Origin of the sequence: Desulfolutivibrio sulfodismutans DSM 3696 (genome assembly GCF_013376455.1) — a bacterium.
Taxonomy (GTDB): Bacteria; Desulfobacterota; Desulfovibrionia; order Desulfovibrionales; family Desulfovibrionaceae; genus Desulfolutivibrio; species Desulfolutivibrio sulfodismutans.
In genome coordinates this window covers 1,534,160-1,550,366 of the sequence record NZ_CP045504.1, presented here as the reverse complement: position 1 = coordinate 1,550,366, position 16,207 = coordinate 1,534,160, and the positions used below count along the sequence as shown (strand labels likewise).

At 66.2% G+C, this 16,207-nt stretch carries 6 protein-coding genes; 3 read left to right on the top strand and 3 right to left on the bottom strand.

Annotated features, from left to right (window positions below; translation table 11 throughout):
* Positions 1-227 precede the first annotated feature (227 nt).
* The 3 genes from GD606_RS07445 to GD606_RS07435 form a co-directional block, all read right to left on the bottom strand.
* Positions 228-926 carry a LutC/YkgG family protein gene (locus GD606_RS07445; RefSeq protein ID WP_163300188.1) on the bottom strand — a complete coding sequence of 233 codons (699 nt, stop codon included), beginning with the start codon at positions 924-926 and terminating at the stop codon, positions 228-230.
* The gene (locus tag GD606_RS07440) at positions 923-2,329 is read right to left on the bottom strand and encodes a lactate utilization protein B (protein WP_163300187.1); all 1,407 of its coding nucleotides are present in this window, start codon (positions 2,327-2,329) and stop codon (positions 923-925) included. Before GD606_RS07440 ends, GD606_RS07445 begins: the two co-directional genes overlap by 4 nt.
* Before the next feature lie 233 nt (positions 2,330-2,562).
* A complete protein-coding gene (locus GD606_RS07435; RefSeq protein ID WP_163303771.1) occupies positions 2,563-3,333 on the bottom strand; it encodes a (Fe-S)-binding protein in 771 nt (256 codons plus the stop codon).
* A 336-nt stretch (positions 3,334-3,669) separates the two neighbouring features.
* Between GD606_RS07435 and GD606_RS07430 the strand changes: the two genes are divergently transcribed.
* From GD606_RS07430 to GD606_RS07420, 3 genes are all read left to right on the top strand, one after another.
* Positions 3,670-4,641 carry a deoxyhypusine synthase family protein gene (locus tag GD606_RS07430; protein ID WP_163303772.1) on the top strand — a complete coding sequence of 324 codons (972 nt, stop codon included), beginning with the start codon at positions 3,670-3,672 and terminating at the stop codon, positions 4,639-4,641.
* A gap of 673 nt (positions 4,642-5,314) precedes the next feature.
* A complete protein-coding gene (locus GD606_RS07425; protein ID WP_163303773.1) occupies positions 5,315-5,554 on the top strand; it encodes a hypothetical protein in 240 nt (79 codons plus the stop codon).
* 600 nt (positions 5,555-6,154) lie between these two features.
* Complete coding sequence (locus GD606_RS07420; protein ID WP_176629248.1) at positions 6,155-16,183, top strand: autotransporter-associated beta strand repeat-containing protein; 10,029 nt, start codon at positions 6,155-6,157, stop codon at positions 16,181-16,183.
* Positions 16,184-16,207 lie beyond the last annotated feature (24 nt).

Below are 16,207 nucleotides of genomic sequence, written 5' to 3'. Positions count from 1 at the left end.
TAGAATTATATTTCGAATTTTACAAGAGGACTTTCGAACAATTGCAAATTCTATTCGTCTCGTACTGTTGGCGCTGGAAATGCCTAAGATTGCCTGCGCAATATATGCTGATAAAAAACAGTCGTCACGATACAAGGGCATGCATCGCCAGCTCGTCGGGCGAACCGTGAAACAAGGCGCACTCGATGCCGCCAGTGCTGCCTACACCTGACCCTGAGCGTGGTTGACTACCGCCAGCCCAGCACGACCACCTGTACGGCCACCGGACCATGCGCCCCCCTGACGTACACGAATTCGATGTCGCCGGTGCTGCTGGCCCCGGAGATGGCGTGGATGGCCGAGGGGAGCCCGGCGGCCGGGGAAAGCGTCGCGAAATAGGCCGCCAGGTCGGGCAGGATGCGGCTTTGCGGCACAAGGGCCAGGTGCGCGGGCGGCACGATGGACACCGACCGGGGCATGCCCGGCCCGCTGGTCACGACCACGGTCCCGGTCGCGGCCAAACCCGCCGCCGCCCCCGTGATCCCCACCTCCGACAGGGCCACGCCCGGACACGGCCGCACCCCGTGCGGCGTCACCACCTCCAACCCCATGTCGCGCACCACCTCCAGCACGTCGAATCCGGCCATGCCCTCCAGCACGTCCCCGTCCCAGGCCGCGACGCGTTGCGCCTCCCTGGCGCGCACATAAGCCCGGATGGCCTTTGCCGCCTCGTCCGGGGTCGCGGCCGTGTGGTGGGTCACCCCGGCCATGTCCAGATTGCCCAGGAAGGTGGCCAGCAGGGCGTCGCCGTCTGGCGGGTCGGCGCGGGTAACCGTCTGGACCGGCTTTTTTCCCGGCGGGAGCGGGGCGCCCATCAAGGCCTTTTCCAGACGCGACAGCATGGCCAGCCGCGCGTCGTTGGCGGCGGCCTTTTCGAAAGGTTTCATCGGTCGCCTCCCCGGCGAAGCCTTTCCCGGTCCATGGCCCTGGCCCGGGACCAGAAGGGGGGCTTGAGCCTGGGAACCTGGCGCGTCCTGGCGAACGCCCGCAGTCCCGGAAATCTCGACAGCGCCCGGAGTTGCGGGTCCAGGGCCCGCAGGCCGCCCATGATTCCCCGGTAGAGGAGCGGACGCGCCAGCGTGGCCGCCGCAGCCCCGGCCAGCAGGCGTTCGCCCGGGCCGCACCAGCCCATGTCCTCAACGCCGCGCCGCCGCAACTCCAGAAGCAGCCCCGGATGGTCGATGCCCGCCGGACAGGCCTCGCGGCAGGCCCCGCACCCCGTGCAGGCGTGGGCCAGGGCGAAGGTCTCCCTGGACGGCATGAGCAGCGGCGTCAAAACAGATCCCATGGGGCCCGGATAGACCCAGCCGTAGGCATGGCCGCCGATGGTCTTATACACCGGGCACACGTTCAGGCAGGCCCCGCAGCGCACGCACAAAAGCATCTCGCGCATCAGGGGATCGGCCAGAATCCGGCTGCGGCCGTTGTCCAGCAGCACCAGATGGAACTCCCCGGCCCCGTCCGCCTCGCCATCCCGGCGCGGGCCGGTGAAGACCGACAGGTAGACCGGCATGCGCTGCCCCGTGGCGCTGCGCGGCAAAAGCGCCAGCACGTCCCCGGCGTCGTCAAGCGTCTCCACCACCTTCTCGATGCTCATGACCGCCACATGCACCCTGGGGCAGGTGGTGGAAAAGCGGATGTTGCCCTCGTTTTCCAGCAGCACCACGCTGCCCGTGTCGGCCACGGCCATGTTCGCGCCCGTGACCCCCATGTCCGCCGCCAGAAATTTTTCCCGCAGCGCCTCCCGGGCAATCTGCGTCAGTTCCGGGGCCGTCTCCGCCGTTTTCCCGAGCTTTTCCAGAAACAGCGCCGCCACCTCGTCCTTGGATTTGTGCAGGGCGGGCGAGATGATGTGCGACGGGCCTTCGCCCGCAAGCTGGATGATGTATTCTCCCAGGTCCGTCTCCACGGACTCGATGCCCGCCTCGGCAAACGCCCCATTGAGCCCGATCTCTTCGCTGATCATGGACTTGCCCTTGACCACCAGCCGGACATCCCGATCCCGGGCCAGGCCCACCACGATCTGCCGCGCCTGGTGCGCATCCCCGGCATAGTGGACCACGCCTCCCGCCGCCGTGACCCGCTCCTCAAGCCGGGTAAGCATCTCCGGCAGCCGCAGCACAGAGCGCAGCCGGGCCTTGCGCAGCCGCGCCTTGGCCGCCTCGATATCCCCGAAATCGGCAAAGGCGCGCTCGCGCAGGCCGCGCAAGACGCCTGCCGCACGCCGCAGCACGCCGCGCAGCCGCGCATCCGCCGCCGCTTTTTCGGCCCTTTGTTCGAACGTGTCCATGTGATGTCCTTGTGTGATCGGGGCTGCCGCCCCGTACCCCGCCCGGGGGGAATCATTCCCCCCGGACCCCCCGTCACCGGGTCGTGGCCCCGGCCGCTTTGCGGCCGGGGCCACGACCCGGAAACGCGGGCTCCCGGCCGGAGCAAGCGCCATGCGGCCGGTGATTCGCGGCGGCTTTCGCCGGGGGCGCAACCCCCGGCGAAAGCCGCCGCGCAACACGGGGTGCAGGGGGATTATCCCCCTGCCGGGGGCGTGGGGGCAGCGCCCCCACAGGTCTTCATCCCACCCAGGCCGGTGGCCAGCACCTGGGCGATATGCAGGGTTTGCAGCGGCGTATGGTTGTGGGCCAGGGCCCCTTTGATGTTTTGCAGGCAGCTTGGTTCGGCGCAGATGACGGTGGTGGCGTGGGTATCCAGGATGGCCTGGATTTTGTCGTGCGTCAGGGCCTCGGACACGCCGGGAAAGCGCATGCTGAACGGCCCGCCGAAGCCGCAGCAGGCGTCCGGGGTGGCGGGCTCGAGGAGGGTGAGGTGGGCGACGTGCGAGAGCAACAGCCGGGGTTGGGCGGAAAGGCCCAGGGTGCGGCCCATCTGGCAGGAGTCGTGGTAGACGGCTGTGGTGGGAAGCGTCGCGCCGAAGTCGGCGGCGTGGAGGATGTCCACCAAAAACTGGGTGAATTCGTAGGTCCGGGCGGCCAGGGAGCGGGCCTTTGCGGCAGTGGCCGGGTCGTCGGGGAAAAGCTCCGGATAGCGGCGGATCATGTGGGTGCAGGAACCGGACGGGCAGACCACGGCGTCGGCGTCGGCAAAGAGGTCGAGGATGCGGCGGGCCAGGGGCTTCACCCTGGCGGCGTGGCCGAGCTTGAAAAGCGGTTGTCCGCAACAGGTCTGTCCGGCGGGCGCGATGGGATCGACGCCTGCGGCGCGAAGGACGCGCAGGCAGGCGAGGCCTGCCTCGGGCATGGCGTCCTGGACCAGGCAGGGGATGAACAGTTTGACGCGCACGGGATATCGGCTCCTTGGACGGCCCCAGGATGTCGGCCTGGGGCGGGGATACCCCCGGCCCGGGGAAAAATCCAGCCCAGGTCCGGGCCGGACCCCGGTTGTCCGTACGGGGGGTGTCGGGTGTCGGCCGGAGCGTGCGCCTGGGGGTGCGGGCGGATCATGCGTACGCGACAGGGGGTGGCCGCCACGGTTGTCTTCGGTCGGGAATTTCCGTAACGTGACCGGGCGCAGTGGCGAATTGGCGCGGAAAAATCGTCTCCACACCACCACAGGCCACCAAGGGCCACCCCGTTTTGACGGGCCGCTGCGGGGCGGCCGACCAGCAAAGGAGCCGAGATGTCTACGATCACGCGTTTTATGGAAACCCATTTCCGGCACTTCAACGCCAGGGAGACCCTGGACGCGGCCAAGGGCTGGCGCGATCTGCTGGATCGCGGCGGCAAGATGTTTCTGACCATGGCCGGGGCCATGAGCACCGCCGAGATCGGCGTGAGCCTGGCCGAGATGATCCGCAAGGACAAGGTGCACGCCATAAGCTGCACGGCGGCCAACCTGGAAGAGGATCTGTTCAACCTCTTCAACCACAACGAATACAAGATGGTGCCGCACTACCGCGACCTGTCTCCGGAGATGGAGAAGGAGCTCTACGACCAGGGGTTCAACCGGGTCACGGACACCTGCATCCCCGAAGGGGTTTTGCGGCAGGTGCAGCGCCAGATCGCCGAGTTGTGGAAGAGGGCTGCGGACACCAATTCGCCGAAATTTCCCTATGAATTCATGTATGATCTGCTGGACCAGCCGGGCATCCAGGACCATTTCCAGGTTCCGGCCGAGCACTCCTGGGTGCTGGCGGCCAAGGAGAAGGGCCTGACCATCTATTCCCCGGGTTTTGAGGACAGCACCCTGGGCAATATCTTTTGCTCCGAGGTCATCAGCGGCCGGGTGAAAAACCACGGCGCGGTGCGCCACGGCACCGAGCAGATGCAAAAGCTGGCCGAGTGGTACACGGCCATGGGCAAGGCCGGGACGCCCATCGGATTTTTCCAGATCGGCGGCGGCATTGCGGCGGATTTCCCCATCTGCGTGGTGCCCATGCTCATCCAGGATCTGGAGCACGAGGACACGCCGTTTTGGGCTTATTTCGCCCAGATCGGCGACAGCACGACCTCGTATGGTTCCTATTCCGGGGCCGTGCCCAACGAGAAAATCACCTGGGGCAAGCTCGACGTGGGCACCCCTTCCTTTATGATCAACTCCGACGCGGCCATCGTGGCCCCGCTGATTTTCGCCTACGTGCTCGGGATGTAGGGAGCGCATGTTTTTGTGAAGGCGTCAGGATTCCCGTATCGGAAATCCCGGCGGGAAACGGGATTCCCTGCGAATTGGCGCGGATGCGTTTTGAGAACGCATCGGGAACTCCCGGGCGCGTGAGCCCTGGGTGTTTTTTGGAAAAAGAGATCTGGCGGCCGATTTTCATTGGTCGCTTCGACTGAGGACAAAGCCCCGGTTTCGAAGAAACCGGGGCTTTGCGCCGTCAGCGGCGGCCAAGCCGCCGGGCGGGACGGCGCAAAATCCCGCCGTTCGGCACGGGCGTTGCCGCGACCGGCTCGAGATTGTTGGGGCTGCTGACGTTGTCGGCAGCCTTTTTTTTGGGTGCGCCAGGGGGCCGACAGGGCGGCTGGCTGGCGTCTGCGACGTGGCGTGCCGCGTGAATCTTGGGACCGGTGCATCCCGTTGGCCGTTTTCCCGGGATGTCGGACAGTGGACGTTGGGGGGGCGGCGGACGCCGTGGGGCCAGATGCATTTCCTGAAAACGATCCGTGCGGGCCGACTTTGGAAATGATGGCGCGGCGAGGTTTTTGTGAAAAAATTATCTTGATTATCTTCTGGTTCGGCCTATAGTTATAGAAAATGGAAAGCCCGGAATGGGCCTTTGCGGCACGGGCGGCAGCGCCCAAACGTTTGGCAAAAGGAGCACGCGATGAACTTCACCGAAGCCGATCTGCCGGTTGAGATCAATCATGAGCAGATGGTGACCCTGGCCGACGGCACGTCCATCCGTTTCGAGACCAACGGCGAGGCCAAGGACGTCTATGTGGGCGACGCCTTCAACCCCACGGTCCAGCTTTTTCCGGACTGTGACCATCTCGTGGAGACGCCCCACGGCATGTTCAAGGTCACGGCCATGTTCACGGACACCGTCATGGTGCAGAAGGCCTAGCCGTCCGCCGATCTGTTTTCTGATTTCCCGGTTCGCCGCGCGGGTACGGCGAACCGGGGATGTTCCTTTCTCCGTCGCCTACAGATGGAGCGTTTTGTTGTCGTATTTTGCCGACAAATCATACGGATCTGCAAGAAAAATGTCCTGACGTGCGGCATGGCCTGTACCACGGGCTGCGCCAGTCGTCACCCGACGATGGTTCACCGCGTCCATCGCGCTTTGGCGCAACGCCTGTTCCTGGATTCCGCTACACAAAGATCACGGACACTCCTGACGCCCGTTGTGCGCCTGTCGTGCTGTCCAGCCTTGGATATGTCGCAGGGGAAGGACCACATGGCGCATCATGCCGGGAAAGAGGGCGCGGCAGGCCGTTGCGGGGCGCAGCCATGCATGTGTCCCGCAGGCCCCGGTTCCATATGATGTCCACACTCGGGTGAAACGTATTTTTGTTGCGCAAAAAATATGCGTCGTATAGGGTTTCCATATTCTCGCGATTGGATGACCCGAAGCATGTTTCCGAAACGCCCTGGCGCGGCCCGGCCCGCGTGGGCAATGCCCCGTGTGAACCGCCGCGATCATTCGCGGAGGAGGGAGTCCGCCGTGCCCGCAGCCGTATCGATCCATGCCGCGCCCGTCCGCCTTTGCCGTATCCTTGTTCCCCTTTTCGCCTCGCTTTTGCGCTGTCTGGCGGCCGTTTCGGTGCTGGCCATGGCGCTGGCCTGGCCCGGGACGATCCGGGCCGCTGACCAGACGGTCATCAACACCGCCGACAGCGGCGCGGGTTCCCTGCGCCAGGCGGCCGCTGATGTTGGCGTCGGCGACACCATTTTTTTCAATATTTCCGGCTCACCTTCGACCATCACCCTGGGTTCGGATCTCTCCCTGGGTGTGGGCGGGGTCTCTCTCCTGAACAACTCCGGCGGGGCCGTGACCGTGAGCTTGACCGGGGTGTCGGACGTCGCCGCCCTGTCCGCCACCTCCCTGGGGACGATCGGCGGCGCAAGCGCGCTGACCATAGAGGCCACCGCGGACGTAATTAACGCCTTCGGGATAGATTCTTCGGGCGTCGCGCTCAGCATCGGCTCCATCGCGAGCACCGGCTCCATCTCGGCCATGGCCGGGATGAGTGACGCCTATGGCCTGCGCGGAGCAACCGGCGTGACCATCACCGGGGCAATGGCCGGGGACATCGCGGCCACGGTCAGCGGCCCTGCCGCCTACGGGATATCTTCTCACATCGGCGCAGTCAGCATCGGCTCCATCGCGAGCACCGGCTCCATCTCGGCCATGGCCGGGACGAGTGACGCCTATGGCCTGCGCGGATCAACCGGCGTGACTATCGCCGGGGCAATGGCCGGGGACATCGCGGCCACGAGCGGCTCAAACGCCTACGGAATATCTTCTCAAAGCGGCGCGCTCAGCATCGGCTCCATCGCGTCGACCGGCAGCATCACGGCCACGGCCGGGACGAATTACGCCTATGGCCTGTACGCCTTCTCCGGTGTGACCATCACCGGGGAAATGGCCGGGGACATCGCGGCCACGGCCACGAGCGGAGCATATTCCTACGGGATAACTACGGGGAGCACGATCAGCATCGGCTCCATCGCCGAAAGCGGCAGGGTGACGGCCACGGCCGGGACGAATTTCGCCTATGGTATGGAGGGAGTAACCGGTGTGACTATCGCCGGGGAAATGGCCGGGGACATCGCGGCCACGGCCGGGACGTACAACGCCTACGGGATATATTCGGACGGTGCGATCAGCATCGGCTCCATCGCCGAGACCGGGAGCATCACGGCCACGGCCGGGACGGCTTACGCCTACGGTCTGAACGGCTACAGCGGTGTGACCATCACCGGGGAAATGGCCGGAGACATCGCGGCCACGGCCACGAGCGGCTCGAACGCCTATGGGATATTTTCTTCGGGCGGCGCGCTCAGCATTGGCGCCATAGCCGCCACCGGCAACATCACGGCCACGGCCGGGACGGACAACGCTTATGGCCTGCGCGCCTCCGGCGGCGTGACCATCGCCGGGGAAATGGCCGGAATCATCACGGCCACGGCCACGAGCGGCTCAAACGCCTTCGGGATATATTCCTTGGATGCGATCAGCATCGGCTCCATCACCTCCTCCGGCTCCATCTCGGCCACAGCCAGGACGAATAGCGCCTGTGGCCTGTATGCCCATGCCGTCGGCATCACCATCACGGGGGAGATGGCCGGGGACATCGCGGCCACGGCCACGAGCGGTTCATACGCCTACGGGATATATTCTTCGAGCGGCGCGCTCAGCATCGGCGCCATCGCCGAGACCGGCAGCGTGACGGCCACGGCCGGGACGAGTGACGCCTATGGCCTGCGCGGAACAGCCGGTGTGACCATCACCGGGGAAATGGCCGGGGACATCGCGGCCACGGCCACGAGCGGCTCAGACGCCTACGGGATATTTTCCGGTATCGGCGCGCTCAGCATCGGCTCCATCGCGTCGACCGGCAGCATCACGGCCACGGCCGGGACGGACAACGCCTATGGCCTGCGCGGAGTTACCGGTGTGACCGTCGCCGGGGGGATGGCCGGAACCATCACGGCCACGGCCACGAGCGGGGTAAACGCCTACGGGATATATTCGGGCGGCGCGCTCGGCATCGGCTCCATCGCGAGCACAGGCAGCATCATGGCCACGGCCGGGACGAATGAAGCCTATGGCTTGTACGCCTCCGGCGCTGTCGCCATCACCGGGGAAATGGCCGGGGATATCGCGGCCACGGCTACGAGCGGCTCTGGCGCCTACGGGATATATTCCTTCAGCGACGCGATCAGCATCGGCGCCATAGCCGAGTCCGGGAGCATCACGGCCACGGCCGGGGCGGACAGCGCCTATGGCCTGCGCGCCTCCGGCGACGTCACCATCACCGGGGAAATGGCCGGGGACATCGCGCTCACGGCGGGTTTGAACTCCGCCTACGGTATACGTTCGGGCGGCACGATCAGCATCGGCTCCATCGCATCGACCGGCTCCGTCACGGCCACGGCCGGGGCGAATGCCGCCTATGGCCTGCGCGCCGCAGGCAACGTGACCATCACCGGGGAAATGGCCGGAATCATTTCGGCCACGGCCACGGACGGCTTAGACGCCTATGGGATACGTTCGGGCGGCGCGATCAGCATCGGCTCCATCGCGTCGACCGGCAGCGTGACGGCCACGGCCGGGATGGACAACGCCTATGGCCTGCACGGAGCAGCCGACGTGACCATCGCTGGGGACATGGCCGGGGACATCGCAGCCACGGCGGGCGGGAACTCCGCCTATGGGATATTTTCGGGCGGCGCGCTCAGCATCGGCTCCATCGCCGAAACCGGCAGCGTCACGGCCACGGCCGGGACGGACAACGCCTATGGCCTGCGCACCTCTGGCGCTGTCGCCATCACCGGGGAAATGGCCGGGGACATCGCGGCCACGGCCGGGACGTACAACGCCTACGGGATATATTCTTCGAGCGGCGCGATCAGCATCGGCTCCATCGCGTCGACCGGCAGCATCACGGCCACGGCCGGGACGAGTGACGCCTACGGCCTGAGCGGAGCAACCGGGGTGACCATCGCCGGGGAAATGGCCGGGGACATCGCGGCCACGGCCACGGCCACGAACGGTTCAGGAGTCTATGGGATATATTCGGGTGGCGCGCTCAGCATCGGCTCCATCGCCGGGACCGGCAGCATCACGGCCACGGCCGGGACGAGTGACGCCTATGGCCTGCGCGCCTCCGGCGACGTCACCATCACCGGGGAAATGGCCGGGGACATCGCAGCCACGGCCACGAGCGGTTCAGACGCCTACGGGGTATATTCTTCGAGCGGCGCCATCAGCATCGGCTCCATAGCCGAGTCCGGGAGCATCACGGCCACCGCCGGGACGGACAGCGCCTATGGCCTGCGCGCCTCCGGCGGTGTAGCCATCACTGGGGAAATGGCTGGGGACATCGCGGCCACGGCCGGGACGAATGGCGCCTTCGGAATACATTCTCAAGACGACACCATCAGCATCGGCTCCATCGCATCGACCGGCAGCATCACGGCCACGGTCGGGACGAATGGCGCCTTTGGCCTGCACGGTCTAGCCGGGGTGACCATCGCCGGGGAAATGGCCGGGGATATCACAGCCACGGCCACGAACGGTTCAGGAGTCTATGGGATATCCTCGGTCGGCTTGATCAGCATCGGCTCCATCGCGAGCACCGGGAGTATTACGGCCACAGCTGGGACGGATTTCGTCTTTGGCCTGCAAAGTCTAACCGGCGTGACCATCACCGGGGCAATGGCCGGGGACATCGCAGCCACGGCCACGAACGATTCAGTAGCCTATGTGATATCTTCGGACGGTTCGATCAGCATCGGCTCCATCGCGAGCACCGGGAGTATTACGGCCACAGCCGGGACGAATTACGCCTATGGCCTGCGCGCCTCCGACGACATCACCATCGCGGGCCAACTGGCCGGAACCATCGCGGCCTCGGCCACCGGCGGATACAACGCGTCCGGCATCGTCTCCGACGCCGGGGACATCACCATCGGCGACATCGGCGGCACGGCGTCCGATTGGGCCTCCGTCATCGCCCTGGCCGGAGGCGACACCGCCGTGGGCATCGGCGCGGAACTGGGCTCGGTCACCATCGCCTCCCTCGGCCAGTACTCCCAGGTCATGGCCACGGCAGGCGGGATGACGGCCTTCGGCATCCAGGCCGGGGACACGCTGACCATCACCAATGATCTGGCCGGAACCGTGATGGCCTCGGCCGGGACCATGGCCGCCGGACTCACCGCCGGAACCGTGAACATCGGTTCCGTGACCTCGACGGGGCTGATATCGGCCCATTCCGCGGGCGACGAGGCCTACGGCATCCTGGCCGCCTGCGACGTGTCGATTTCGGGCGGCATGGCCGGGACCATCAACGCCGTGGCCGACGGAAACACCGCCGTGGGCATCATGGCCTTCCAGGAACTCAACGGCGGCGACGCGAATACGGCTCTGGCCGTCTCCGGCACGGTCTCGGCCCAGGCGGCCGGGCTGGCCGTGGGCGTGGCCTCGGGCGAGGCCATGAACCTGTACGTGACCGGCACGCTCTCCGGCGTGGACACCTCCGGCGGCGGCCAGGGCTACGCCATCCGGGCCGGGGGGACGGACGGCTTCGGCGGCTGGATAGAGGGAAGCGCCGACAACACCGTGACGCTGGGAACCGGGGCCACCCTTGTGGGCAAGGTGGACCTGGGAACCGGCGACAACACGCTGGGGCTTATCGGAACCGGCGCGGCGGACAACCTGTTTCTCGGCGTGGACCATCTGACGGCGGGCGACGGCAGCACGGTCACGTCCTGGAACCTGTCCCTTTCCTCGGGCAACGCCTCCACCGTCGACGACCTGGACATCAACGCAAACGCCACGCTTCGCATCAACGAAAACGTGACCATCGCCGGAAACATCACCAACGACGGGACGTTTCTTTATGATATCGGCACTGACCGGACCTACTCCGGGGTGATCTCCGGGGCGGGGAATTTCCAGAAGTCCGGTGCGGCCACCCTGACGCTTTCCGGGAACAACACCTACACCGGCGCGACCACGGTTTCTGCCGGAACCCTGGGCGTGACCGGCTCCCTGGCCACCAGCTCCATCAACGTGGCCTCCGGGGCCACGATGAATTTCTCGGGCAGCCTGACCAATCTGAGCAGCCTGACCAACGCCGGGACCATCAACCTGACCAGCGCCCTGACCTTCACCGACGCCGATTGCACCCTGGTCAGCACCGGCAGCATCCTGGCCGCCAGTTCCACCGACGTGGCCATCCTGTTCGGGGCTGGGGACGACTCGGCCACGTTTGGCCCCGGGGCCATGGTGCGCGGCATCGTTGACGGCGGCGGCGGCGACAATACCCTGACCCTGGTCGGCAGCGTCAGCCTGGATGGCGCGGTGCGCAACTTCCAGAACCTCATCAAGGACGATTCCGGATCCTGGACCATCGGCGGCGACGTGGACCTGGGCACGGGAACCCTGACCGTCAGCCAGGGAACCTTGATCCTGCAAGGCGGCCTGGTCGCCTCGGGGGCGTCCATCGCCTCGGGCGGCCTCCTGGACTGGTCGCCATCAGCGAATACGGGCTTTGCCGGGGTGATTTCCGGGGCCGGGGATTTCCGCAAATCCGGCGCGGCCACCCTGACGCTCTCCGGGAACAACACCTACACCGGCGACACGACGATAACGGACGGAACCTTGCGCGTGACCGGGTCGCTGGCCTCACAAAGCGTGGCCGTGTCTTCCGGGGCGCTGTTCGACATGAGCCCTTTGACGGACACGACCTACGCCGGGGTGATTTCCGGGGCCGGGGATTTCCGCAAATCCGGCGCGGCCACCCTGACCCTGTCCGGGAGCAACACGTACACCGGCGATACCGCCATAACGGCCGGAACCTTGCGTGTGACCGGGTCGCTGGCCTCGCAAAGCGTGGACGTGGCCGCCGGGGCGCTCTTCGACATGAGCCCCACAGCGAACACGACCTATGCCGGGGTGATTTCCGGGGCCGGGGATTTCCGCAAATCCGGCACGGCCACTCTGACGCTCTCCGGGAACAACACGTACACCGGCGACACGACGATAACGGCCGGAACCCTGCGCGTGACCGGGTTGCTGGCCTCGCAAAGCGTGGCCGTGGCCGCCGGGGCGCTGTTCGACATGAGTCCCACAGCGAACACGACCTATGCCGGGGTGATCGAAGGGGCCGGGGATTTCCAGAAGTCCGGTGCGGCCACCCTGACGCTCTCCGGGAACAACACCTATACCGGCGACACGACGATAACGGCCGGAACCCTGCGCGTGACCGGGTCGCTGGCCTCGCAAAGCGTGGCCGTGTCCTCCGGGGCGCTGTTCGACATGAGCCCGGCCACGAACGCGACCTACGCCGGGGTGATCGAAGGGGCGGGGAATTTCCAGAAATCCGGTGCAGCCGCCCTGACGTTGTCCGGGAACAACACCTACACCGGCGACACGACGATAACGGCCGGAACCCTGCGGGTGACCGGGTCGCTGGCCTCGCAAAGCGTGGCCGTGTCCTCCGGGGCGCTGTTCGACATGAGCCCGGCCACGAACGCGACCTACGCCGGGGTGATCTCCGGGGCAGGAAATTTCCAGAAGTCCGGTGCGGCCACCCTGACGCTTTCCGGGAACAACACTTACACCGGCGCGACCACGGTTTCTGCCGGAACCCTGGGCGTGACCGGCTCCCTGGCCACCAGCTCCATCAACGTGGCCTCCGGGGCCACGATGAATTTCTCGGGCAGCCTGACCAATCTGAGCAGCCTGACCAACGCCGGGACCATCAACCTGACCAGCGCCCTGACCTTCACCGACGCCGATTGCACCCTGGTCAGCACCGGCAGCATCCTGGCCGCCAGTTCCACCGACGTGGCCATCCTGTTCGGGGCTGGGGACGACTCGGCCACGTTTGGCCCCGGGGCCATGGTGCGCGGCATCGTTGACGGCGGCGGCGGCGACAATACCCTGACCCTGGTCGGCAGCGTCAGCCTGGATGGCGCGGTGCGCAACTTCCAGAACCTCATCAAGGACGATTCCGGATCCTGGACCATCGGCGGCGACGTGGACCTGGGCACGGGAACCCTGACCGTCAGCCAGGGAACCTTGATCCTGCAAGGCGGCCTGGTCGCCTCGGGGGCGTCCATCGCCTCGGGCGGCCTCCTGGACTGGTCGCCATCAGCGAATACGGGCTTCGCCGGGGTGATCTCCGGGGCCGGGGATTTCCAGAAATCCGGCGCGGCCACCCTGACGCTCTCCGGGAACAACACCTATACCGGCGACACTAGCATCACTGCCGGAATCCTGCGCGTGACCGGGTCGCTGGCCTCCGCGTCCGTGGATGTGGCGGCCGGGGCGCTCTTCGACATGAGTCCGGCCGCGAACACGACCTACGCCGGGGTGATTTCCGGGGCCGGGATGTTTTTGAAGTCTGGCGACGCCACCCTGACCTTGTCCGGCGACAACACCTATACCGGTGCGACGTTTATCACCGCCGGGACGCTTCTGGTCACGGGTTCCCTGGCCTCCCAGGGCATCGACGTGGCCGCCGGGGCGCTCCTGGGCATGAGCCCCAGCGTGGACGCCACCTATGCCGGGGTCATCTCCGGGGCGGGAAATTTCGTCAAATCCGGCGCGGGCCTTTTGACCCTGACCGGGAACCACACCTACACCGGCGACACGACGATAACGGCCGGGACGCTTCTGGTCACGGGCTCCCTGGCCTCCCAGGGCATCGACATTGCCGCCGGGGCGCTTCTGGACATGAACCCCGTCGTGGATACCCTGTATGCCGGGGTGATCGAGGGGGCCGGGGACTTCGTCAAATCCGGCGCGGGCCTTTTGGCCCTGACCGGAAATCATACCTATACCGGCAACACCTCGGTCACCGCCGGGACGCTTCTGGTCACGGGCTCCCTGGCCTCCCAGTCCGTGGAGGTGGCGGACGGGGCGCTGTTCGACATGAGCCCCAGCGTGGACACGACCTATGCCGGGATCATCTCCGGGGCCGGGGATTTCCAAAAATCCGGCGCGGGCATCCTGACGCTCTCCGGCGCGAATACGTACACCGGCGACACCACGCTTACGTCTGGGATTTTGCGGATCACGGGTTCCCTGGCCTCCCAGAGCATCGACATGGCCGCCGGGACGCTTCTGGACATGAGTCCCGCCCTGGACGCCACCTATGCCGGGGTGATCGAAGGGGCCGGGACGTTTTTGAAGTCCGGCGACGCCACCCTGACCTTGTCCGGCGACAATACATACACCGGCTTCACCTGGGTCATGGAAGGCGACCTGGACGTGACCGGTTCCCTGGCCTCTCTGGATTACCAGATCGACGCCGGGGCCGGGATCACCTTCGCAAGCGACACGACCATCAATGGCGATGCCGTCGTCAACGGCACCTGGACCGCGCCGCTTCTGGCGTTGGGCTCGTTCGGCACGCTCATGGGAACCGGGACCATCATGGGCGACGTGGAGAGCCACGGAACCATCGCCCCCGGGCTTTCGGCGGGAACCCTGACCATCGACGGCGACCTGCTCCTGGGCTCGGGAAGTCTGCTCTCCCTGGAGATCACCCCCACGGCCAGGGACCTGTTGCACGTCACCGGGGCCACCACCATCGACGGCGGCTCCCTGCATGTGGCCATCGCCGAAGGTTACTACACCACGGGGCAGCAGTTCACCCTGCTTTCTTCCGACGGCGGGCTCACCGGCGACTACGAAACCATTACCATCGACAATCAGAGTTCCTTCCTGGTTTTTTCCGTGGAAAACACGGACACCGCCACGGTGGGCACGCTCAGCGGTTCGGCGAGCGTGGTCCGCCTGCCGTATTCCATCGCGGCCACCACCCGCAATTCCTACGGGGCCAGCCTGGGCCTGACCGGGGCCACGCTTGCCGCCACCCCGGCCATGCAGACGATCCTGGCCGAAATCGACTTCATGAGCCTGGGCGAGGTCGCCGCCGGGTTGCAGCAGATGTCTCCCGAGCCTTACAGCGCGCTGGTGGAGACCTCGTTTTCGGCCATGCGGCTTTTTTCCGACACCATCCGGGAACGGGCCTATGCGACGCGAAGCGGCGGCGGGTCGGTTCTGGCCATGGTGCCTGGCGGCGAGATGTCGCGCATGACGGAACTGGCCTCGCGGTCAATCGCCAGCGATGCGTCAAGCGGCATCACGGCCAAATCCGGCCAGGCCGCGGGCCTGGGGCTTTTCGTCAAGCCCGTGGGCCAGTACGTGGGCTTTGGCAAGGGGCATAACCGCACGGGCTTCGACGCCTGGCAGTACGGCGTGGTGGCCGGGGGCGATCTGGCCGTAAATGACAACCTGCTGGCCGGGTTCCAGGCGGGCTACGTGCATTCCGACCTGTCGTTCTCGGACACGGCCAAGTCCAGCGGCCGTTCGGACACCTTTCTGGGCGGCCTCTACGGCGCATATTCCTCGGGCGGCTTCTACGCCGACGGCCTGGTGCAGGCCGGGGCGGCCTGGAACCGGCTGGTGCGCAAGATCGAGTTCGGCTCCATCTCCACGCAGCCGCAAGGGACGTACGTGTCGTTTCTTTTGGGCGGCTCGCTGACCACGGGCTACGACTGGACGTTTGGGAAGTTCAAGGCCGGGCCGGTGGCCACGCTGGATTACGGATACGTGTCCGTGCCGGGCTTTTCCGAGACCGGCGACGCCGAGCTTGGGCTGACCGTGCGCGCCTTTTCCGGCAATTCCCTGAAGTCGGGCCTGGGGGCCAAGGTCTCGGGGACGTTCACGGTGGGGGAGAAAACGACCGTCAGCCCGGACGTGTCCCTGCGCTGGGGGCATGAGTTTCTGGACAACAGCCAGAACATCAAGGCCCGGTACAACGGCTCGCCTACGTCGTCCTTTTCGGCCAAGACCGGCGAGCCCACCCGGAACAACCTGCTGATGGACGCCGGGGTGAGCGTCGGCGTGTCGGATTCCGCAAAACTCTATCTACGCTATTCCGGCCAGATTTTTGGGCGGGGCTCCCAGACCCAGGCCGGGGCCGTGGGGGTGCGCTACGAGTTTTGATTCGTGAGTGGGACGGGATTATCC